The sequence below is a fragment of the Ferrimonas futtsuensis DSM 18154 genome (assembly GCF_000422645.1).
Lineage (GTDB): Bacteria > Pseudomonadota > Gammaproteobacteria > Enterobacterales > Shewanellaceae > Ferrimonas > Ferrimonas futtsuensis.
In genome coordinates this window covers 243,564-264,113 of sequence record NZ_AUGL01000002.1, presented here as the reverse complement: position 1 = coordinate 264,113, position 20,550 = coordinate 243,564, and the positions used below count along the sequence as shown (strand labels likewise).

The following is a 20,550-nucleotide window of genomic DNA, read 5'->3' as shown; positions in this document are numbered from 1 at the left end:
GGCATCACGGTGGCGCTACATCGCCTTGTCGACCCGGACATTGTCATTGGAGAGGAACACCAGCCTCACCTCATCCCCGGGGGCAAACAGCATCGCCGGGTCCCTGTCCTGCAGCACCATGAGGCGCTCCCCCTCCTCGGTGACCACAATCAGCTCCACCAGGCGAACCTGACGTACCTGATAGCCTGGATTGCGGTTATGCGCCATGTTGGCCCCCAACAGGGCGCCAACCACTGTGGCCACATCCCGCCCGGAGCCATCACCGAACTGGTTGCCGATCAGGCCGCCGATAAGGGCACCACCAAAGGTTTTCCAACCCCGGTTGCGATCTTCGATAAGCTCCTGTTGTTCCACCTGGCGCACCGATTCCACTGTGGCATAATCCACCTTCTGCACCGGCACCGCCTGGTTGCGATTATACACCTGGGCATGGGCCAGGGAGGTGCCGAGAAGCATCAGCACCAACAATCCTCGTATCACCTGCATGGTTTTTTCGCTAACTTTAATAAGACACAGGTTCTATAGTACGCGTTATGGTCAAGGTTGTCCGCTACCTCAATAATGAACATCACTGGTTCCCCACACCGGAGGAGGCGCTGGCCGAACCCAACGGCCTGCTGGCCATAGGTGGCGATCTCTCGCCGGAACGGTTGATGCAGGCCTATCGAAAGGGGATCTTCCCCTGGTTCAACCCGGATGAACCCATTCTCTGGTGGTCTCCCGATCCCAGGGCGGTGTTTCAGGTGGCCAACCACCGGCCATCTCGCAGCCTGAAGCGATCCATGCGCCGCATGGGGTGGCGACTGACCCTCAATCATCATTTCGCCGGGGTCATCGATGGCTGTGCCTCCCCCAGAACCAAACAGGAGGGGACCTGGATATCACCCCAGATGCGCGCCGGCTACCTCGAGCTTCATCGCCTGGGTCAGGCCCATTCTGTGGAGGTGTGGCACAACGGCACCCTGGTGGGAGGCCTCTATGGGGTACTGGTGGGCGGCCTGTTCTGCGGTGAATCGATGTTTCACCGCCAGAGTGATGCCTCCAAAGCTGCCTTCTGGGCCCTGAACCACCACCTGAGGTCATGCAACATACAGTGGATTGACGCCCAGGTGCCCAATGAACACCTGACCAACCTGGGCAGTGAAAGCCTCTCTCGCGACGCGTTTCTGCAGCTGCTGACCGGCTGCCGGGATCAGCGGGTGGATCCGGTTCGCTGGCAACCACAGGAGATCAATCTGGATGTCTGAAGTGAGCCGGTTGCCTCTGGGGCTGAGCCAACCCTTCGAGTGCAGTTACCGGCCAGAGAAGAAAGAGCAACTGCTGATCGTGCAGAGCAAGATGAACCCGGGTCACTTCGAAGGTTTGATGACCCTGGGGTTCCGCCGCAGCGGCAGCGACGTCTACCGGCCCCACTGCCCGGAATGCCGCTCCTGTGAGCCGGTGAGGGTACTGGTGAAAGAGTTTGTCCCCAGCCGCTCTCAAAGGCGGATCCTGGCCAAAAATCGGGACCTGACCTGGCGGGTGGTCAGTCAGCCCACCGACGAGCACCGGTCCCTGTACCACAGGTATATTCGGGGGCGTCACAGCGATGGCCCCATGTACCCGCCCACCGATGAGCAGTTCAACCGCTTCCTCCCCTGCGACTGGCTCGAGCAGAGGTACCTGGAGGGGCGCCTCGACGGCAAGCTGGTGCTGGTGGCGGTCACCGACCGGCTCAGCCAGGCGTTGTCTGCGGTCTACACCTTCTTCGAGCCCGACTTGGATAAGCGTTCTTTAGGGGTGTGCGGTATACTTAAGCAGTTGGAGTATGCAAAGAGTGAGGGCAAACATTTTCTCTATCTGGGCTACCAGATCGAGGAGTGTCGGAAGATGGCCTACAAAACCCAGTATCGCCCCTATCAGACCCTGACAACAGGCGGCTGGCACACCCTGACCTAAGCCAACTTTACACTAGCCGTAAATTGCGGCATGATACGCCCGATTTTTGTTTCGTAACAGGATAACCACTTAATGGCAAAAGAAGACAGTATTGAGATGCAGGGCACCATCCTGGAGACCCTCCCCAACACCATGTTCCGTGTTGAACTGGAAAACGGCCACGTCGTGACCGCCCACATCTCTGGTAAAATGCGCAAGAACTACATCCGTATCCTCACTGGCGATACCGTGACTGTAGCTCTGACCCCCTACGACCTGAGCAAGGGCCGCATCGTCTTCCGTTCTCGTTAATCCCTGTTGCGAGGCCGCTATAGCGGCCGACGCCGGATTCAAAAAAGCCCAGCAAACGCTGGGCTTTTTGTTTAGCTGACACTCAGGCTTGCGCGACCTCTTCAGGGGCATAGTGGAAAGTCAGCTCATCCGACTCCACCGTCACCTGCACCTCACCGCCGCCCTGAAGACGCCCGAAGAGGATCTCATTGGCCAATGGCTTCTTGAGCTGCTCCTGAACCAGGCGCCCCATAGGACGTGCCCCCATGTTCTGGTCATACCCCTTCTCAGCCATCCATACCCGGGCATCCTCATCCACCTGCAGGGTCACCCCCTTGGCGTCCAGCTGCGCCTGCAGCTCAACCAGGAACTTATCCACCACCTTGGCGATCACCTGCATATCCAGATGGTTGAACCAGACGATGGAATCAAGGCGGTTGCGGAACTCAGGAGTGAACACCCGATTGATTTCGCTCATGGCATCCAGGCTGTGATCCTGCTGACGGAAGCCAATGGACTTGCGGATGGTCTCCTGAACACCGGCGTTGGTGGTCATCACCAGAATCACATTGCGAAAGTCCGCCTTGCGGCCGTTGTTGTCGGTCAGGGTGCCGTGATCCATCACCTGCAGCAGCAGGTTGTACACATCCGGGTGGGCCTTCTCGATCTCATCCAACAGCACCACCGAGTGGGGATGCTTGAGTACCGCATCGGTGAGCAGACCACCCTGGTCGTAGCCCACATAGCCCGGAGGCGCGCCCACCAGACGGGACACGCTGTGACGCTCCATATACTCGGACATATCGAAGCGAATCAGCTCAATCCCCATCAGCCTGGCCAGCTGATTGGTGACCTCGGTCTTACCGACCCCGGTCGGACCGGCCAACAGGAAGCTGCCCACGGGCTTATCCTCGTTGCCCAGGCCTGAGCGGGAGAGGCGGATGGAGGCGGTCAGGGCATCGATGGCCGGATCCTGACCGAAGACCACCATCTTCAGGTTGCGGTCCAGATTGGCCAGCAGATCCTTATCCGACGCAGACACCGACTTCTCGGGGATCCGCGCCATCTTGGCGATGATCGCTTCGACGTCGGTGACCGAGACCGTCTTCTTGCGCTTCGAAGGCGGCAACAGCGCCATCCGGGCGCCCGCCTCATCAATCACGTCGATCGCCTTGTCAGGCAGGTGACGCTCATTGATGTGCTTGGAGGAGAGCTCCGCCGCCGCAGTCAGGGCAGATTGGGTGTAGCGCACTCCGTGGTGCTGCTCATACCGCTCCTTCAGGCCCTGCAGGATGCGGATGGTGTCCTCCACGCTGGGTTCCACTACATCAATCTTCTGGAAACGCCGGGCCAGGGCCCGGTCCTTCTCGAAGATCCCCTGGAACTCCTGATAGGTGGTGGAGCCGATGCAGCGCAGCTTGCCGCTGGAGAGCAGAGGCTTCAGCAGATTGGAGGCGTCCATCATGCCGCCGCTGGCGGCCCCGGCACCGATGATGGTGTGAATCTCATCGATAAAGAGGATGGCGTTTTTACGGCGCTGCAGCTGGCGAAGCACCGCCTTGAACCGCTTTTCAAAATCACCCCGGTACTTGGTGCCCGCCAGCAGAGAGCCCATATCCAGGCTGAAGATGATGGCGTCGGCCATCACCTCGGGCACCTGCTCATTGACGATGCGGTAGGCCAAGCCTTCGGCGATGGCGGTCTTGCCCACACCGGCTTCACCCACCAGCAGCGGGTTGTTCTTACGGCGGCGACACAATACCTGAATGGCGCGCTCCAGTTCGTTGTCGCGGCCAATCAACGGATCGATCTGGCCTGCTTTGGCCTGCTCATTGAGGTTGGTGGCGAAGTTCTCGAGCTTCTCGTTGCCCTCGGCGGACTCTTCGTTCTGAACCTCTTCCTGGCTGTCATCACCGCCGGCGTCCATATCCTCGCCGCCCTTCACCACCCCGTGGGCGATGAAATTGACCACGTCCAGTCGGGTGACGTCGGATTTGCGCAGCAGATAGACCGCCTGGGACTCCTGCTCACTGAAGATGGCCACCAGCACGTTGGCACCAGACACCTCATTGCGTCCGCTGCTCTGCACATGGAATACGGCCCGTTGCAGCACCCGCTGGAACCCCAGGGTCGGCTGGGTCTCCCTCTCCTCGTCATCGGAAGGGATCAGCGGCGTGGTCTGTTCGATAAAACCCTCGATCTCCTGTCGCAGAGTCACGAGTTTCGCGCCACAGGCCTCCAGGGCCTCCTTGGCGGCCGGGTTGTCCAGCAGGGCGAGCAGCAGGTGCTCAACGGTCATGAACTCGTGGCGGCTGTTCTTGGCCCGCTGGAACGCCGTGTTCAAGGTCAGTTCGAGGTCTTTGTTCAGCATATGGAGTTCCCCTGAGTTACGTTGGACATGCCATTTACACGCGCTCTGTTGAGCACAACAGAGGATGACCGTGTTCACGAGCGTACCGGTTTACCTGCATCGCCTTAGTTTCGGCGATGTCCAGGGTGTACAACCCACAAATGCCCTTTCCCTGCTGGTGGATTGTCAACATGATCTCCGTCGCTTCCTCGACGGGCTTGGCAAAAAATTTCTGCAGTACTTCAACCACAAAGTCCATGGGTGTGTAGTCATCATTATTCAGTATCACTTTGTACTGAGGTGGCGGCTCCACAGCCTGTTTTTGAGAGTCTCTCTCAACAACCAAGTCTGGTAGGGTCTCTCTGCTCATTGTAAAAGCTTAGTCATTCCGTAGGGGTTTGTTGAAGATTGTGATTCATTTAGGGCTTGACGGCCATGTTGCTCATTTGTTAATAGATAAAGAGTCAACATCAATAGTTGGCCGCTACGTCTCGCCCTCACTACCAGTTATATGGGCGAAACCAGACGATTACAAGACGATTCAAGACTAATGGAAGGAAGTCGAGGTATGGCTAACGGAACAGTGAAGTGGTTTAACAATGCCAAAGGATTCGGATTTATCTGCCCTGAGACCGGAGGTGAAGATGTGTTTGCCCACTACTCCACCATCCAGATGGAAGGTTATCGGACGCTAAAGGCCGGCCAACACGTGGAGTTTGAGATGGAAGAGGGTCCCAAGGGGATGCACGCCTCCAACATCACGCTTGCCAAGTAAGGCGGAATCTGAATAAAAAAAGCAGACCCGAGGGTCTGCTTTTTTTGTTGCTCGCAGCCTGTGGCGTCACAGGCTCTTACATATTATCGATGACCGCATCACCAAACTCGGAGCAGCTCAGCAAAGTGGCATCCTCCATCAGGCGATCGAAATCGTAGGTCACGGTTTTGGCGGCGATGGCGCCCTCCATGCCCTTGACCACCAGGTCGGCGGCCTCCAGCCAGCCCAGGTGACGTAGCATCATCTCACCGGAGAGGATCAGGGAACCCGGGTTGACCTTGTCCTGACCTGCATACTTGGGTGCGGTGCCGTGGGTGGCTTCAAACAGGGCGACACCGTCGCCGATGTTGGCGCCGGGGGCAATACCGATCCCACCGACCTGAGCCGCCAGCGCATCGGAGATGTAATCACCGTTGAGGTTCATGGTGGCAATCACATCGTACTCGGCGGGGCGCAGCAGAATCTGCTGCAGGAAGGCATCGGCGATCACATCCTTGATGATGATCTCCTTGCCGGTGTTGGGGTTGGTCATCTTGCACCATGGGCCACCGTCCAGCAGTTCGGCGCCGAACTCACGCTGAGCCAGCTCATAACCGAAGTCCTTGAAGGCGCCTTCGGTGAACTTCATGATGTTGCCCTTGTGCACCAGGGTCACAGAATCGCGGTCGTTATCGATGGCGTACTGGATGGCCGCACGCACCAGACGCTCGGTGCCGGCCTTGGAGATAGGCTTGATGCCGATGCCGCAGTTCTCCTCGAAACGGATCTTGGTGGCGCCCATCTCCTGGGTCAGGAACTTGATCACCTTATCCGCTTCGGCGGTACCCGCCTGCCATTCGACGCCGGCGTAGATGTCTTCGCTGTTCTCACGGAAGATCACCATGTCGGTCAGTTCAGGGTTCTTCAGCGGGCTGGGGGTGCCCTGGTAGTAGCGTACAGGGCGCAGACACACATACAGATCCAGCTCCTGACGCAGGGCCACATTCAGGGAGCGGATACCACCGCCGACTGGCGTGGTCAGAGGGCCCTTGATGGCGACGGCGTAATCCTTCACCGCTTCCAGCGTCTCTTCAGGCAGCCAGGTGTCGGCACCATAGACCTGGGTGGATTTCTCACCGCAGTAGATCTCCATCCAGTGAATCTTCTTGTCACCGCCGTAGGCTTTCTCTACCGCAGCGTCGAGAACTTTACGCATAGGGGGGGTCACGTCCACACCGATGCCATCACCTTCGATGTATGGAATGATGGGTTCATTGGGAACGTTCAGCGCACCGCTGTCGGCAACAGTAATCTTCTCACCAGCAGCTGGAACGACAATCTTGGACTCCATGTAATTCTCCTTTTTCCTTGCGCATGTAGGGGGGCCGGCCCTTCCGACCGAATCATGAGCTTTGTCACATTTCGCCGTCATCATATACCAGACTGCACAGATTAGAAACGGCCACCACTTCGCCTCATAGAGTATGACTTCATCATAAGGGTCATACCATTGAACCTTGGTCTAGGGGTTGTTTTTTCACCGGTTAAATGTTGGCAACCAGCGGCGGCATCTCCCTGAGATCACCATTAAGGCCACCCTGAATCCGGGCATCGGCGCGCCAAACGATGGAAAATCACCCAGCCAGACTCCACATACCCTAGTCCCTCCCTCTCAAGCTGGGTAAACTAAACGAATGCAAAAGAGAAGACCCCAACGATCCCCGCGCCGTCCGGCATCGGCTAGCCGCCCTCGTCCCCCGCAGGAGCCGAGGCAGGTGCTGCTGTTCAACAAGCCTTTTGATGTGCTGACCCAATTCACCGACGATCAGAATCGCGCCACCCTCAAGGATTTCATTCCCGTCGCCGGGGTGTATGCCGCCGGTCGCCTGGACAGGGACAGCGAAGGTCTGCTGGTGCTCACCAACGATGGTAAGCTTCAGGCCAGACTGACCCAACCGGGCAAGAAGACCAGCAAGACCTACTGGGTCCAGGTGGAGGGGGTACCCAGTGACCAAGCGCTGACACAGCTGCGCGATGGGGTGACTCTCAAAGATGGCCCTACCCTGCCCGCCAAGGTGGAGCGTATGGCGGAGCCCCAGGAGCTGTGGCCACGCACCCCCCCTATTCGCGAGCGCAAAGCGATCCCCACCAGTTGGCTGGCGATCACCCTCATCGAGGGACGCAACCGCCAGGTTCGTCGCATGACCGCCCACATCGGCCACCCTACTCTGAGACTGATTCGCTATCGCATGGGGAACTGGACCCTGGACGGACTGGCCAGCGGAGAATACCGTCTGCTGGAAAATTAGTTCCAACAATTTGGAAGTTTCTCCACTTCCCCCCTTGAAGGGGGTCGACACTAACCCCATATGGCCATTTCGTGATAAAATTCTGCCCCGCCCGCATTGCGGGCGCCGTTTTTTGTTGAGCCACACCACTAACCGGAATTCGCTTGTCTATGTCAGATAACAGCTCAAAAAAGGTGATCGTCGGTATGTCCGGCGGCGTCGACTCCTCTGTTTCCGCCTATCTGCTGATGCAGCAGGGCTACCAGGTCGAGGGCCTGTTCATGAAGAACTGGGAGGAGGATGACACCGAAGAGTACTGCGCCGCAGCGCAGGATCTGGCGGACGCTCAAGCGGTGTGCGACAAGCTTGGCATCGAGTTGCACAGCGTCAACTTCGCTGCCGAGTACTGGGACAATGTGTTCGAGTACTTCCTGGAGGAGTACAAGGCCGGGCGCACCCCCAACCCGGACATCATGTGCAACAAAGAGATCAAATTTAAAGCCTTCCTGGAGTTCGCCGCCGAAGCCCTGGGCGCCGACTACATCGCCACCGGCCACTACGTGCGCCGTCGCCAGGCCGAGGACGGCAGCTTCCAGATGCTCAGAGGCCTGGATGGCAACAAGGACCAGAGCTACTTCCTCTACACCCTGGGCAGCGAGCATGTGGGTCAGACCCTGTTCCCCGTGGGTGAACTGGAGAAGCCCGAGGTGCGCCGCATCGCCGAAGAGCAGGATCTGGTCACCGCCTCCAAGAAGGACAGCACCGGCATCTGTTTTATCGGCGAGCGCAAGTTCACCGATTTCCTCTCCAAGTATCTGCCTGCTCAGCCCGGTGACATCGAGACCGTCGACGGCGAAGTGATCGGCACTCACCAGGGGCTGATGTACCACACTCTGGGCCAACGCAAAGGACTGGGGATCGGCGGCCTGAAGAACTCAGGGGATGACCCCTGGTACGTGGTGGACAAGGATCTGGAGCGCAATGTCCTGCTGGTGGCCCAGGGGGCCGACCACCCCAGACTCTACTCCCGGGGCCTGGTGGCCAACCAACTGCACTGGGTGGACCGCACAGGCCCGGCCGATGGCAGCCGGATAACGGTAAAAACCCGCTATCGCCAACAGGATATTCCCTGTAGCCTCAAGGTATTGGATAATGGGGACTTGGAAGTGATGTTCGATGAGCCGGTCTCCTCGGTCACCCCTGGCCAGTCCGCCGTATTCTATGATGGTGAGGTCTGCCTGGGCGGCGGCATCATCGACGCTGTCATTCGCTAACGGAATTTAAGATGCAAGATAACCTGCAAGCGCGCACCCTGGCTTTCGCCGCCCTCTGTCAGGCGGTATGGCAGGTGCAGCAACTGGCTCGCTATGGCCGGGTCGATGAGGAGGCGATGAGCCACTCCCTCGGCGCGGTGATGATCACCACCCCGGACAGCGTGGAGGAGGTCTACGACCGCCACCAGCTCAATGCCGGCTTCCGCACCCTGGTGGATCAAATAGGCGATGGCAACCGTAAGGACGTGGACCTGACCCGCTACATCGTCGGCATCCTGGCCCTGGAGCGCAAGCTGGCCAAGAACTCCTCTGCCCTGGGGATGCTGGGTGAACGCATTAGCCAGGTGAAGCGCCAGCTGCACCACTTCGAACTGACCGATCCTCAGGTGCTGGCCAACATGGCCTCCATCTACAGCGACGTCATCAGTCCTCTGGGGGCAAAAATTCAGGTGGTCGGCAACCCGGAGCAGCTGCAACAGAGCAGCAACCAGGCCCGAATCCGTGCCCTGCTGCTGGGGGCCGTTCGTGCGGCGGTGCTGTGGCGCCAGCTCGGTGGCAAGCGCCGTCAGCTGATGTTCTCACGGGGCGCCATGGTCAAGGCGGCCATGCAGGCCTTGCGATAGCCGAGGGTTAGCACCCCAGCAGATGCGCCCCGAGGGCGCATCTTTTTTTGGAGCCCCTCCAAACTCGGGCAGGCCTTTGATAGAATTGCCCTCAACTATAACGAGCCCTGGCACGAGCCCGGGTCACAACCTCTGTCTTTGTACCCAAGGAGTCCTAAATGGAGCTTTCCAGCCTCTCTGCCATCTCTCCGGTTGACGGCCGCTATGGAAGCAAAACATCCCCTCTTCGTCCCATCTTCAGTGAGTTCGGTCTGGTTAAGTACCGGGTTCAGGTTGAGATCAGCTGGCTGAAGATGCTGGCTGCCTGCCCTGAGATCAACGAAGTACCCTGCTTCTCCGAAGAGGCGCTGACCGTGCTCGATGGCATCGTGGCCAACTTCTGTGAAGCAGACGCCGCCCGGGTGAAGGAGATTGAGCGCACCACCAACCACGACGTCAAGGCGGTGGAGTACTTCATCAAGGAGCGCATCGCCGACAACGCCGAGCTGAACGCCATCAACGAGTTTGTTCACTTCGCCTGTACCAGTGAAGACATCAACAACCTCTCTCACGGCCTGATGCTGACCGAAGCGCGCGATACGGTGATCCTGCCCTACTGCCAGCAGCTGGTGGACGCCATCAAGGACCTGGCCCAGCGCTATGCCACCATCCCCATGATGGCCCGCACTCACGGCCAACCAGCCAGCCCCACCACCATGGGCAAGGAGATGGCCAACGTCGCCATCCGCCTCGAGCGCCAGGTCAAGCAGATCGCTGCGGTGGAGATCCTGGGCAAGCTCAACGGTGCCGTAGGCAACTACAACGCCCACCTGTCCGCCTACCCGGATGCAGACTGGCACCAGATGTCCGAGCGTTTTGTTACCGGTCTGGGACTGACCTGGAACCCCTGGACCACCCAGATTGAACCTCACGATTACATCGCCGAGCTGTTCGACGCCATCGCCCGTTTCAACACCATCCTCATCGACTTCGACCGGGATGTGTGGGGCTACATCGCCCTGGGCCACTTCAAGCAGAAGACGGTCGCCGGCGAGATTGGCTCCTCCACCATGCCCCATAAGGTCAACCCCATCGACTTCGAAAACTCCGAAGGCAACCTGGGTCTGGCCAACGCCCTGTTCCAGCATCTGGCCGCCAAACTGCCGGTCTCCCGCTGGCAACGCGATCTCACCGACTCCACCGTGCTGCGCAACCTGGGTGTGGGCGCCGGCTACAGCCTGATCGCCTACCAGGCCACCCTGAAGGGGATCAGCAAGCTGGAGGTCAACGAGGCCAGCCTGCTGGCCGAGCTGGACAGCAACTGGGAGCTGCTGGCGGAGCCCATCCAGACGGTGATGCGCCGCTATGGCATCGAGAAGCCCTATGAGAAGCTCAAGGAGCTGACCCGGGGCAAGCGGGTCAACCAGCAGATGATGGCTGAGTTCATCGACGGTCTGGCCCTGCCCGACGAGGTGAAGGCGGATCTCAAGCAGCTGACCCCGGCCAACTACATCGGCCGCGCCCAGCGTTTCCTCGAAGAGCTGTAACGCCCGGGCCCGTTAAGAACGCCACCGCTAAGGTGGCGTTTTTCTTTCCTCTTTCACCCAACATCTTCGTCTAGGCTAAACACAGAGCTTTCGCCGACGGAGACCCAGATGAATGCCCTGAAACCCCTGCTGCTCAGCCTGCCACTGCTGATCGCCTGCTCCCCGGAACCGGAACAACAACGCGCCGCGGCAGTACGGCCGGTCAAGCTGTTTACCATCACCGACGCCCAGCGAAACCAGATCTATGAGTTTCCCGCGGTGGTGGACGCCTCCAGGGACGCGGATCTGAGCTTCCAGGTCAGTGGTTTGCTCAAAGAGCTCAATGTCATTGAGGCTCAACAGGTGCAGGAGGGGGAGCTGCTGGCCAAGCTGGACCAGAGGGATTTCGTCAATAAGCTGGCCTCGGCCCAGGCGGAGTACGACAACGCCGAGCGGGAGTACCGACGGCTGGAACAGGTGGCCTCTAAGGGGCTGATCTCCCAGAGTGACCTCACCAAGCAACTCTCCGCCCGGGACATCGCCAAAGCCAACCTGGGCATCGCCCAGAAAGCCCTGGATGACAGCGTACTGCACGCGCCCTTCTCCGGCGTCATCGCTCAGGTGCCGGTGATCAACCTGCAGAACATCGCCGCCGGGGAACTGGTGGCCAAGTTGATCGATACCCAGGAGCTGGAGGTGAACTTCAATGTGCCCTCCAGGCTAATTAAGACCGGCGCGCCCCCCACGATTGAGGTCTACATCAACGCCGATCCCAGCCAACGCTTTACCGCCCGCTTTAAGGAGATCGGCCTGATTGCCGACCCCAGCTCCCAAACCTACCCGGTCACCTGGCTGTTCACTCCCCCCCAGGGCAGGCTGATCCTGCCCGGCATGCTGGCCACGGTGGAAGCCATTCCCCCAGGAGCAGACAACGCCCCCCTGGCGATTCCCCTGGAGGCGGTACAGCAGCAAGGCACACAAACCTATGTCTGGCTCTACCATCGGCAGGACAACACCGTCAGCCGCCGGGATATCCGGGTCGCTGAAGGGGTGGGTGATCGGGTGCCCGTCGAGGAGGGGCTGCAGATTGGGGATACCATAGTCGCCGCTGGCGGCACCTACCTGGCGGAGGGGATGGAGGTGAAACCATGGCAGGATTGAACCTGGCAGAGTTCAGCATCCGCAACAAGGTGTTCAGCGTCATCCTCATCATCCTGGTGTGTATGGGAGGCTGGAACGCCTATCAGGAGATGCCCCGGCTGGAAGACCCGGACTTCACCATCCGGGAAGCACCGGTGATCACGCTCTACCCCGGCGCCAGTCCCGAGGAAGTGGCCGAGGAGGTCACCGATCCCCTGGAGCAGGCGATCCAGGAGATGCAGGAGGTGGACTTCCTAGAGTCCACCTCATCGGACGGAGTGTCGGAGATCAAGGTCAACATCAAGTATGAATTTTCCAAGACCAAGGACGCCCTTCAGCTGGTGTGGACCAAGCTCAGAAACAAGGTCCGGGATGCCCAGCGCGACCTGCCCCCGGGCACCTACGAATCTGTGGTGGTGGACGACTTTGGTGACGTCTACGGCCTCTACTACCTGATCACCGGCCAGGGGTTTTCCGATGCGGAGCTGCGCCACTACGCCAAACAGCTGCAGAGCGAGTTGCTGCAGGTGGAAGATGTGGCCAAGGTCACCCTGGGCGGGGAGCGCAGCGAAGGGATCTATGTGGAGATCTCCCGGGCACACGCCACCGCCCTGGGATTGAACATCAACAACATCTACGCCACCCTGGAGAGTCAGAACACCGTCAGCAGCGCCGGTGACGTGAAGATTGGCGACAAGCGGGTGATCATCTACCCCAGTGGCAACATCGATTCGGTGGAGTCCATTCGCAACCTGCAGGTCTCCTCCACCGCCGACGGCCAGGTGGTCTACCTCAAGGACATCGCCAACGTCTGGCGCGGCTACCAGACCCCCAGGGATCACAGCTACCGTTTCAATGGCCAGCCTGCGGTGGCCATGGGGATCTCCGCCGTCCAGGGCAGCAACATCGTCAAGGTGGGCAAGGCGATTGACGCCAAGCTGGCTGAAGCGGAGAGCCGCCGCCCCTGGGGCGTCCAGGTAAACCAGTTCTATCACCAGGGGCAGGAGGTGGAAGCCTCGGTGCAAGGGTTTGTGGCCAATGTGCTGATTGCCCTGGTGATCGTGGTCGTTACCCTGTTGCTGTTTATGGGGCTGAAATCCGCCACGGTGATCGGCGCCATCTTGCTGCTGACCATCGCCGCCACCCTGGCCACCATGCACATCGGCGGCATCCCCATGCATCGCATCTCTTTAGGGGCCCTGATCATTGCCCTGGGGATGATGGTGGATAACGCCATCGTGGTCACCGAGGGGATTCTGGTGGGGATGCAACGGGGCATCAAGAAACTCGAGATCGCCAGAACCATCGTCACTCAGACCCAATGGCCCTTGCTGGGCGGCACCCTGGTGGGGATCATCGCCTTCGCCCCCATCGGCTTTGCCCCCGGCGACACCGCCGAGTACACCGGCCACCTGTTCTGGGTGATTCTCATCTCCCTGCTCTATAGCTGGGTATTTGCCCTGACGTTGACGCCACTGTTCTGCTACTGGCTGTTCAAAGAACAGCCAGGCCAGCAGCAGCAATCCCAGGAGAGCGGCTTTATCCGCAGCTACAAAGCCACCCTGGAACTGTCTCTGAAACTGCGCAGTTTGCTGATACTCGGTGTATTTGGCCTATTTCTCCTGTCCGGCTGGGGCTTCCAGTTCGTTAAAAATGGCTTCTTCCCCGCCTCCACCACCCCGCAGATGGTGGTGGATTACTGGTTGCCTCAAGGGAGTGACATCGAGCGTACCTATGAAGATCTGGCTGCCGTTGAAGCCTTTATTCTGGCGCAGGAGGGGGTGGAATCGGTCAACGCCACCATAGGGTCCGGCGGCCTGCGTTACATGCTGGTGTACGCCCCGGAATCGGAGAACAGCGCCTACGGCCAGTTGCTGGTCCGCGTGGATGACTATCGGCGCAACGATACCCTGATCCCCAAAGTTCAGAACTACATCGACCAGAGCTTTCCCAACGCCCAGGCCAAGGTGTGGCGCTTTGTGCTGGGCCCGGGAGGAGGCTCCAAGATTGAAGCCACCTTCAAGGGGCCGGATCGGGCCAGGCTCAGACAACTGGCGGATCAGGCCAAGGCGATCATGATCGCCGACGGCGGGGCCATCGCCATCAAAGACGACTGGCGCCAGCCGGTCAGCGTCATTGAACCGCTCTACTCAGAGTCAGAGGCCAGGCGAGCCGGCATCAACCGGGAAGATCTGGCCATGGCGCTGCTGACCAACTTCTCCGGCCGCCAGATAGGTACGTTCAGGGAGTTTGACGACCTTATCCCCATCTTTGCCCGGGCCCCCGCCCTGGAACGGGTCGGGATTGACGGGATTCAGAACATTCAGGTGCTGAGCGCCACCACAGGGCAGACGGTCCCCATCACCCAGGTGGTGGAGGGATTTCGCACCACCTGGCGCGACGGCCAGATAAAGCGGGAGGATCGGCTGTGGACCATCAAGGCCCAGAGCGATCCACTCCCCGGCGAGCTGGCATCGGACCTGCTTGGGCGGATCAGGAGTCAGGTGGAGGCGATCCCTCTGCCCAACGGCTACACCCTGGAATGGGACGGGGAGTATGGCGACTCCAGCGAATCCCAGGAGGACCTGGCCTCGGTGATCCCCCTGGGCATCATGTTTATGGTGGTGATCGTCTTTGTGCTGTTCGGCACCGTCCGCCAGCCGGTGATCATCTGGCTGGTGGTGCCCCTGGCCCTGATTGGGGTGGTCGCCGGCCTGCTGACCACCGCCACGCCGATGGAGTTTATGGGGATCCTGGGCCTGCTCTCCCTCTCCGGCCTGCTGATCAAGAACGCCATTGTCCTGGTGGACCAAATCGATCTGGAGATCAATGAGGGCAAGCCCCCCTACCAGGCGGTGATCGACGCCTCCGCCAGCCGGGTCCGGCCGGTGATGATGGGCGCCCTGACCACGGTACTGGGTGTGCTGCCGCTGTTTTTCGACGCCTTCTTCCGCTCCATGTCGGTGGTGCTGGTGGGCGGACTCTCCTTTGCCACCCTGCTTACCCTGATCGTGGTGCCGGTGCTCTACGCCCTGTTCTTCCGTATTCCATCGCCCAGGTAAGCGGATATAATCCCGGCTCATTGAGAGCAGGATCGACAAGGAGCGCCATGTACCACCTCAATCTCGACATCCCGGGGTTTGTTCGCCACCACTGGCAGAAGAAACCCCTGTTTATCAAGGCCGCCTTTGCCAACTTCCAGGACCCCTTGGCGCCCGATGAACTGGCGGGCCTGGCCACCGAAGAGTCGGTCAGCAGCCGCCTGGTGATCCAGCGCAAAGGCCAGTGGCGCAGTGAATCTGGGCCAGTCACCGACTTCGAACGACTGGGCGAGTCCGGCTGGCAGCTGTTGGTTCAGGCGGTCAACCATCTGGAGCCCGCCGCCAGCGAATTGGCCGCCTGCTTCCGCTTCCTGCCGGACTGGCGCTTCGATGATCTGATGGCCTCCTTTGCCGCTCCCGGTGGCGGAGTGGGCCCCCATATCGACAACTACGACGTATTCATCATCCAGGGGCAGGGACTGCGTCGGTGGCAGGTGGGCGACAAAGGAGATCACAAACCCAGAGAGGGCAGCGGCGCCCTGGCCCTGGTGGAGGATTTTGAGCCTCTGCTGGACGTGGAGATGGGCCCCGGGGACCTGCTCTACATTCCTCCCGGCTACCCACACTGCGGCCAGACCCTGACCCCGTCACTCTCCTACTCGGTGGGGTTTCGCGCCCCCAGTCAACAGGAACTGCTGTGTCAGCTGGCCGACCAGTTGCAGGAGACCGGAACAGGCCAGAAACGATTCATCTCTGACTCGGAGCCAGAGCAGGCCTCCCTGATCAGCGGCGATCATCAGCAGGGGCTGGCAGACCTGATGATCCAGCTGATGGCCGCCCCCAGCACCCTGCGCCCCATGCTGGGGACCCTGCTGAGCCAGAGCCGCTTCGAACTGGATCCCCTGCCCCCGGAAGAGCCCTTGGACCTGCCCGGGCTTACCGCAGCCCTGGAGCAGGGCAAGGAGCTGATGCGCATCGGCGGCCTCAAGGTGCTGCAGCTGGAGGGAGACCAGCCCGGCAGCCTCTACCTGGATGGCCACCACTGGCAACTGAACACCGAGGCGCTGGCCCTGCCATTGAGAGAGCGGACACGTCTGGATTTGGGTTCCCTGACGCCACTTCTGGCGGACAGAGCAGACAGCACCAGCCTGCTGGAATTCATCAACCTGGGATACTGGTACCTGGAGTAATCCTAATTCACCCGATGGTGGCTCGGCCGTTTGACGCTGGTGGTCACAGGCAACGGCGCCTCAGGTTGACGACGTGCCGAACGGAGTCGGGATAAAAAAAGGGGAGCCGATGGCTCCCCGAGATTTTCGTGCGGATGATGACAGATGTCGCCGGCGGAACTAGTCAGCCAACGCGGCAGCAATCGCGGTGTGGCCGCTGTAGCGCTTCATCGCCACCTTTCGACCATCAGCCTGAATGTGGAACTTCAAGTCCCCCTTGTAGGGGTCAAACTGGCGACGCTCTTCCAGCACCAGTTTCATCTCCCCACGGCCGGCGTTAAACACCAGATACTGGGGTTTGGAGGTGTAAAAATCGTTGGACTCGGGGTGGCTGATGTAGGGGTTGATGTACCTCAGGGTCACCACCTGTTTACCCTCGCCCAATTCCAGGGTTCGACCCTGTTGCTGAGCGGGCGCACCATTCACCTCCATGGCGTAGAAGCCAGTAGGCAGGGTCAGGGTGCTGGCAGAAGCCATGGATGCCATCATCATGGCCGCGGATGCAATCAGTGTACGCATTGTTGTTCTCTCCCTGTAGCGCGTGCTTTGCGGCTCATCGCCGCCACTCCCTATAAGATCTAACAGACAACGTGACTTTGATCACACTTTTATTTCCACTATACCGAATTCCCTGCTGAGTTTCTGACGACCGGCAGCAGGGGTCACCTCAGCCATCTGCCCAGCCGGAACTCACTGCTGCCCACAGTGGCAACAAACAGAGTTCAGGCTGAATCTGGCGCAACAGGCACAAAAAAGGGAGGGCGCGAGGCCCTCCCAAAAACGTGCAGGAATGAAACTGATGTTAACTGTTACTGCTTGGAGTACTTGGCCGCTTCTTCACCGGCCAGGCGACCAAAGGTCACGATGTCGGAGATGGCGTTGCCACCCAGACGGTTGGCACCGTGAACGCCGCCAGTCACCTCACCGGCACCGTACAGACCAGGAATGACCTTGCCCTTGGTGTCCAGAACTTCGGACTTGTTGTCGATCTTCACGCCACCCATGGTGTGGTGTACACCTGGACCCACTTCGATGGCGTAGTACTGGCCTTCGTTCAGTGCGCGAGGCAGCTGAGGACGCTCGAAGTCACTGTCCTTACCGGCAGCCACAAACTCGTTGTAGCGGGCGATGGACTTCTTCAGCTCCTCACCATTGATGCCTTGGGATTTGCCCAGCTCTACGACGGAGGCATTGGCAGGCACTACGCCCAGACCGATGTACTTCTCAATTTTCTTCAGAGACTTACGTACGGAGTCATCGAAGATCAGGAAGGCAGTCTTACCAGTCTGCTGCAGAATGGCTGCGGCAGCCTTGTCACGGGTGGTGATTTCGTTGACGAAGCGCTTACCTTCGCGGTTGACCAGGATCGCACCGTTACCACGAACCGCCTCGGTCACCATCACACCGCCCTTGATGGACAGAGTTGGGTGGGCCTGGATGTACTTCAGGTCAACCATCTCGGCACCGGCTTCGCCAGCAACGTCCAGGCCATCACCTGTGGCACCAGGCTGGTTGGTGGCTTTGAAGCCCTTCAGCTTGGGATCCAGTTTGGCAACACGGTCGTTGTTCTTACCGAAACCACCGGTGGCCAGCACCACGGCGTCGGCTTTCACCCAGTAGTAACCGGTGTACTTGCCTTTAACCAGCATGCCTTTCACTTTGCCGGAATCGTCTTTGAGGATTTCGACACCGCGGGTGTTCATGCGCATGTCGATGTTGCGCTTCACGGCGTTGTCATACAGAACCTGAACCACGTGGGCGCCAACACCGGCACCCCCGGTTGGACGGTGGGTACGGTTAACAGAAGCACCACCCATACGGCCCACATCGCTCAGATCCGCGCCCATGCCGGTCATCCAGTCGATGGAGCCCGCGGAATCCTCAACCAGAACCTTAACCAGGGCAGGATCGTTGATGTTACGGCCACCTTTCATGGTGTCCTTGGTCATCAGTTCGATGCTGTCTTTGATGCCCTTGGCGGCCTGCTGCTTGGTTTCGGCGGCGTTCATACCACCGGCAGCCAGCTTGGCGTTACCACCAATCACGGGCTCTTTCTCAATCAGCATCACCTTGGCACCGTTGTCGAAGGCCGATACCGCGGCAGAGAAACCGGCACCACCGGAGCCGACAACCAGCACGTCTACGGTGTCACGTGGGGCAGCAGCCAGCGCCGCTTCACGGTCCGCCTTATCTTTGTGCAGCTCGGCGATGGAGGGCTCGTGACGCTCCCACTTGCCGTAGTAAGGCATGTCGAAGTCGAAGCTGTGGCAGGAGTCACAGTAGTTCAGAGACTTCTGGTGGCCCGCGTGACAAGCAGTACAGGCGGGTTCACCGGGGAAGTGGGAGTCGTGAGCATTGAAGTGCTCGTGCTTAGTGGACTCGGCCACCTCCTTCAGATCGCCGTGGCAGCTGACACACTGGCCGTTCTCATGGCTCAGGTTGTCGTCGGACAGATCCATGCTCTCGGTGTGGCAGGCTTCGCAGCCCAGGTTGTCAGCGTGGAAATCGGCCAGATTGTCTGCAGCCAGAGTGGAAGCAGACAATACACCGGACACCAAAAGTGCACTCAGAGACAGTGCATATTTGCGAGCGTTCATCGATATCTCCTAGGTGGTTTTACGTACATGGAAAGTGATTATCCATGCCGTTAATAAAAGAGGCTTAATATTCAATTTATCGAATTTAATAAACGGAACAATTTAATGCCTACTCTCTTTTACCTTTTATCTTTTGTCAGCCAAGGAGGAAATACAAGTCGGTTCCCCATCTAATGGGCAGAAGTGAAGCCACTGTCACAGCGGGGTTTTGGCACTATGCGGTTGTGCATTGCAGCATGCGCCCCTATGCGTTTTTGCATAGCGACCCACCATCAGGCTCAAAAAAAACAATAAAATACGGGCTGGGGCAAATATTAAAACCACAGACAATTAAACAAATATAAATTCCACTTCAGATCACATTATGCCGGCTATTTATTTCTTAATCTTTTCGCCAAGCAATCCCACACCAAATAAAATAGGGTATGTAAGATGAAAAAAAGCATTGTAGCTTCCTCTATGCTGCTGGCTCTGCTGGGCTCCACTGCAGTACAGGCAGAGATGCCCACCTTCTACGGCGCCATGCGTCTGGCCGTGACTGACGCCGACACCGGCTTCGCCTCCAACATCGGCGGTGGCGAAGGCACCACCATCGAGAACGACTTCTCCCTGGTTGGCATCAAGGGCAACGTTGCCCTGAACGACGCCCTGGCTCTGGTGTACAAGGCCGAAGTGATGGTTCGCGGTGAAGACAGCGCCGCCAGCAACCCTTTCTCCTCTCGTGACACCTACCTGGGTGTGAAAGGCGGCTTCGGTGAGCTGACCTTCGGTAAGATGGGCTCCGCATTCTGGAAAGCTGAAGGCGGCGTAGACAAGTTCAACCTGACCAACAGCGACATCAACCGTCTGTTCTCCGGCAACAGCCGCTACGGCGACATGATCAGCTACACCTCCCCTAAACTGGGTGGCCTGACTCTGATGGGCACCTACCAGCTGGAAGATGATGCCTACGGCGCCGACGCAGACGTCGAGGGTGACCTGTACTCCGTGTCCGCCCTGTACGGCGACAAGAAGCTGGCGAAGCAGCACTACTTCGTGGCCCTGGGCTACAACGCCGGTCTGGGCGGCGATGAAGCCTACCGTATCACCGGTCAGGTAAAACTGGGCAAGGTGAAGCTGGGTGCCATGTTCCAGGACACCAAAGACCTCAGCTTCGAGAACCTGGATGGCAGTGGTTTCGTTGTTGACGCCGCCTACCCTCTGACTGACGTGATCACCCTGAAGGTACGTTACGGCCAGGACGACTCCGGTAACGGCAAATACGCCGGCAACGTAATGAAGAGCCTGGCTGGCCTGAACAAGGGCGACGTGACCAAGGCTGAAGTGACCAACTACGCCGTTGGCGCCGATTACAAGCTGAGCAAAGCCGCCAAGCTGTACACCCACTACAGCCGTTTCGATGCGGAAGTGGCCACCGCTGCCACCACACTGTACGACGAAGGTGACAACATCTTCACCATGGGTCTGCACTACAAGTTCTAACTCCTGTACGACGTACTCCAAGGGGCCTTCAGGCCCCTTTTTTTGGGACCGGCGACACA

18 protein-coding genes are annotated in these 20,550 nt (G+C 59.1%); 12 read left to right on the top strand and 6 right to left on the bottom strand.

The window, feature by feature from the left end; translation table 11 throughout:
- Positions 1 to 15: 15 nt before the first annotated feature.
- The gene (locus G505_RS0103165) at positions 16 to 477 is read right to left on the bottom strand and encodes an outer membrane lipoprotein (protein ID WP_028108263.1); all 462 of its coding nucleotides are present in this window, start codon (positions 475 to 477) and stop codon (positions 16 to 18) included.
- Positions 478 to 533: 56 nt separating this feature from the next.
- On the opposite strand from G505_RS0103165, the gene aat reads away from it, so the two are divergent.
- From aat to infA, 3 genes are all read left to right on the top strand, one after another.
- Positions 534 to 1,247: a leucyl/phenylalanyl-tRNA--protein transferase gene (gene aat, locus G505_RS0103160; protein WP_028108262.1), complete on the top strand. Its 714-nt coding sequence runs from the start codon at positions 534 to 536 to the stop codon at positions 1,245 to 1,247.
- Positions 1,240 to 1,938 carry an arginyltransferase gene (locus G505_RS0103155; protein WP_028108261.1) on the top strand — a complete coding sequence of 233 codons (699 nt, stop codon included), beginning with the start codon at positions 1,240 to 1,242 and terminating at the stop codon, positions 1,936 to 1,938. Before aat ends, G505_RS0103155 begins: the two co-directional genes overlap by 8 nt.
- Positions 1,939 to 2,010: 72 nt before the next feature.
- On the top strand, positions 2,011 to 2,229 hold the full coding sequence (infA, locus tag G505_RS0103150) for a translation initiation factor IF-1 (protein ID WP_028108260.1): 219 nt from the start codon (positions 2,011 to 2,013) through the stop codon (positions 2,227 to 2,229).
- Between the two features lie 82 nt (positions 2,230 to 2,311).
- On the opposite strand, the gene clpA is transcribed toward infA, so the two are convergent.
- Together clpA and clpS are read right to left on the bottom strand one after the other, a co-directional pair.
- On the bottom strand, positions 2,312 to 4,579 hold the full coding sequence (gene clpA, locus G505_RS0103145; RefSeq protein ID WP_028108259.1) for an ATP-dependent Clp protease ATP-binding subunit ClpA: 2,268 nt from the start codon (positions 4,577 to 4,579) through the stop codon (positions 2,312 to 2,314).
- Between the two features lie 34 nt (positions 4,580 to 4,613).
- Positions 4,614 to 4,928 (bottom strand): ATP-dependent Clp protease adapter ClpS, encoded by a 315-nt coding sequence (clpS, locus tag G505_RS0103140; RefSeq protein ID WP_028108258.1) that lies wholly within the window; start codon positions 4,926 to 4,928, stop codon positions 4,614 to 4,616.
- A gap of 198 nt (positions 4,929 to 5,126) precedes the next feature.
- Between clpS and cspD the strand changes: the two genes are divergently transcribed.
- Positions 5,127 to 5,333, top strand: a complete 207-nt coding sequence (cspD, locus tag G505_RS0103135) for a cold shock domain-containing protein CspD (RefSeq protein WP_028108257.1) — start codon at positions 5,127 to 5,129, stop codon at positions 5,331 to 5,333.
- Positions 5,334 to 5,409: 76 nt separating this feature from the next.
- Here cspD and icd read toward each other — a convergent pair whose 3' ends face one another.
- Positions 5,410 to 6,663 carry an NADP-dependent isocitrate dehydrogenase gene (gene icd / locus G505_RS0103130; protein ID WP_028108256.1) on the bottom strand — a complete coding sequence of 418 codons (1,254 nt, stop codon included), beginning with the start codon at positions 6,661 to 6,663 and terminating at the stop codon, positions 5,410 to 5,412.
- 343 nt (positions 6,664 to 7,006) lie between these two features.
- On the opposite strand from icd, the gene rluE reads away from it, so the two are divergent.
- The 7 genes from rluE to G505_RS0103095 all read left to right on the top strand — a co-directional run bounded on the left by rluE (position 7,007) and on the right by G505_RS0103095 (position 16,373).
- Positions 7,007 to 7,621, top strand: a complete 615-nt coding sequence (gene rluE / locus G505_RS0103125) for a 23S rRNA pseudouridine(2457) synthase RluE (RefSeq protein WP_028108255.1) — start codon at positions 7,007 to 7,009, stop codon at positions 7,619 to 7,621.
- 149 nt (positions 7,622 to 7,770) lie between these two features.
- On the top strand, positions 7,771 to 8,874 hold the full coding sequence (mnmA, locus tag G505_RS0103120; RefSeq protein WP_028108254.1) for a tRNA 2-thiouridine(34) synthase MnmA: 1,104 nt from the start codon (positions 7,771 to 7,773) through the stop codon (positions 8,872 to 8,874).
- An 11-nt stretch (positions 8,875 to 8,885) separates the two neighbouring features.
- On the top strand, positions 8,886 to 9,497 hold the full coding sequence (gene hflD, locus G505_RS0103115) for a high frequency lysogenization protein HflD (protein ID WP_028108253.1): 612 nt from the start codon (positions 8,886 to 8,888) through the stop codon (positions 9,495 to 9,497).
- A gap of 158 nt (positions 9,498 to 9,655) precedes the next feature.
- Complete coding sequence (gene purB / locus G505_RS0103110) at positions 9,656 to 11,023, top strand: adenylosuccinate lyase (protein WP_028108252.1); 1,368 nt, start codon at positions 9,656 to 9,658, stop codon at positions 11,021 to 11,023.
- Between the two features lie 108 nt (positions 11,024 to 11,131).
- Entirely contained in the window at positions 11,132 to 12,163 is a 1,032-nt protein-coding gene (locus tag G505_RS0103105; RefSeq protein WP_028108251.1) for an efflux RND transporter periplasmic adaptor subunit, read from the top strand.
- Complete coding sequence (locus G505_RS0103100; protein ID WP_245568324.1) at positions 12,151 to 15,204, top strand: efflux RND transporter permease subunit; 3,054 nt, start codon at positions 12,151 to 12,153, stop codon at positions 15,202 to 15,204. The genes G505_RS0103105 and G505_RS0103100 overlap by 13 nt, the downstream gene beginning before the upstream one ends.
- Before the next feature lie 47 nt (positions 15,205 to 15,251).
- Positions 15,252 to 16,373: a JmjC domain-containing protein gene (locus tag G505_RS0103095; protein ID WP_028108249.1), complete on the top strand. Its 1,122-nt coding sequence runs from the start codon at positions 15,252 to 15,254 to the stop codon at positions 16,371 to 16,373.
- A gap of 159 nt (positions 16,374 to 16,532) precedes the next feature.
- Here the strand turns inward: G505_RS0103095 and G505_RS0103090 are convergent, their stop codons facing one another.
- Both G505_RS0103090 and G505_RS0103085 read right to left on the bottom strand, forming a co-directional pair.
- Positions 16,533 to 16,931, bottom strand: a complete 399-nt coding sequence (locus G505_RS0103090) for a DUF2057 family protein (protein ID WP_028108248.1) — start codon at positions 16,929 to 16,931, stop codon at positions 16,533 to 16,535.
- A gap of 290 nt (positions 16,932 to 17,221) precedes the next feature.
- On the bottom strand, positions 17,222 to 19,009 hold the full coding sequence (locus G505_RS0103085) for a flavocytochrome c (RefSeq protein WP_028108247.1): 1,788 nt from the start codon (positions 19,007 to 19,009) through the stop codon (positions 17,222 to 17,224).
- Positions 19,010 to 19,441: 432 nt separating this feature from the next.
- On the opposite strand from G505_RS0103085, the gene G505_RS0103080 reads away from it, so the two are divergent.
- The gene (locus tag G505_RS0103080) at positions 19,442 to 20,491 is read left to right on the top strand and encodes a porin (RefSeq protein WP_028108246.1); all 1,050 of its coding nucleotides are present in this window, start codon (positions 19,442 to 19,444) and stop codon (positions 20,489 to 20,491) included.
- Positions 20,492 to 20,550 lie beyond the last annotated feature (59 nt).

Excerpts from the sequence above, each read along its gene's own strand:
- aat (WP_028108262.1), top strand. The coding sequence starts at position 534 with ATGGTCAAGGTTGTCCGCTACCTCAATAATGAACATCACTGGTTCCCC.
- G505_RS0103155 (WP_028108261.1), top strand. The coding sequence starts at position 1,240 with ATGTCTGAAGTGAGCCGGTTGCCTCTGGGGCTGAGCCAACCCTTCGAG.
- infA (WP_028108260.1), top strand. The coding sequence starts at position 2,011 with ATGGCAAAAGAAGACAGTATTGAGATGCAGGGCACCATCCTGGAGACC.
- clpA (WP_028108259.1), bottom strand. The coding sequence starts at position 4,579 with ATGCTGAACAAAGACCTCGAACTGACCTTGAACACGGCGTTCCAGCGG.
- clpS (WP_028108258.1), bottom strand. The coding sequence starts at position 4,928 with ATGAGCAGAGAGACCCTACCAGACTTGGTTGTTGAGAGAGACTCTCAA.
- cspD (WP_028108257.1), top strand. The coding sequence starts at position 5,127 with ATGGCTAACGGAACAGTGAAGTGGTTTAACAATGCCAAAGGATTCGGA.
- icd (WP_028108256.1), bottom strand. The coding sequence starts at position 6,663 with ATGGAGTCCAAGATTGTCGTTCCAGCTGCTGGTGAGAAGATTACTGTT.
- rluE (WP_028108255.1), top strand. The coding sequence starts at position 7,007 with ATGCAAAAGAGAAGACCCCAACGATCCCCGCGCCGTCCGGCATCGGCT.
- mnmA (WP_028108254.1), top strand. The coding sequence starts at position 7,771 with ATGTCAGATAACAGCTCAAAAAAGGTGATCGTCGGTATGTCCGGCGGC.
- hflD (WP_028108253.1), top strand. The coding sequence starts at position 8,886 with ATGCAAGATAACCTGCAAGCGCGCACCCTGGCTTTCGCCGCCCTCTGT.
- purB (WP_028108252.1), top strand. The coding sequence starts at position 9,656 with ATGGAGCTTTCCAGCCTCTCTGCCATCTCTCCGGTTGACGGCCGCTAT.
- G505_RS0103105 (WP_028108251.1), top strand. The coding sequence starts at position 11,132 with ATGAATGCCCTGAAACCCCTGCTGCTCAGCCTGCCACTGCTGATCGCC.
- G505_RS0103100 (WP_245568324.1), top strand. The coding sequence starts at position 12,151 with ATGGCAGGATTGAACCTGGCAGAGTTCAGCATCCGCAACAAGGTGTTC.
- G505_RS0103095 (WP_028108249.1), top strand. The coding sequence starts at position 15,252 with ATGTACCACCTCAATCTCGACATCCCGGGGTTTGTTCGCCACCACTGG.
- G505_RS0103090 (WP_028108248.1), bottom strand. The coding sequence starts at position 16,931 with ATGCGTACACTGATTGCATCCGCGGCCATGATGATGGCATCCATGGCT.
- G505_RS0103085 (WP_028108247.1), bottom strand. The coding sequence starts at position 19,009 with ATGAACGCTCGCAAATATGCACTGTCTCTGAGTGCACTTTTGGTGTCC.
- G505_RS0103080 (WP_028108246.1), top strand. The coding sequence starts at position 19,442 with ATGAAAAAAAGCATTGTAGCTTCCTCTATGCTGCTGGCTCTGCTGGGC.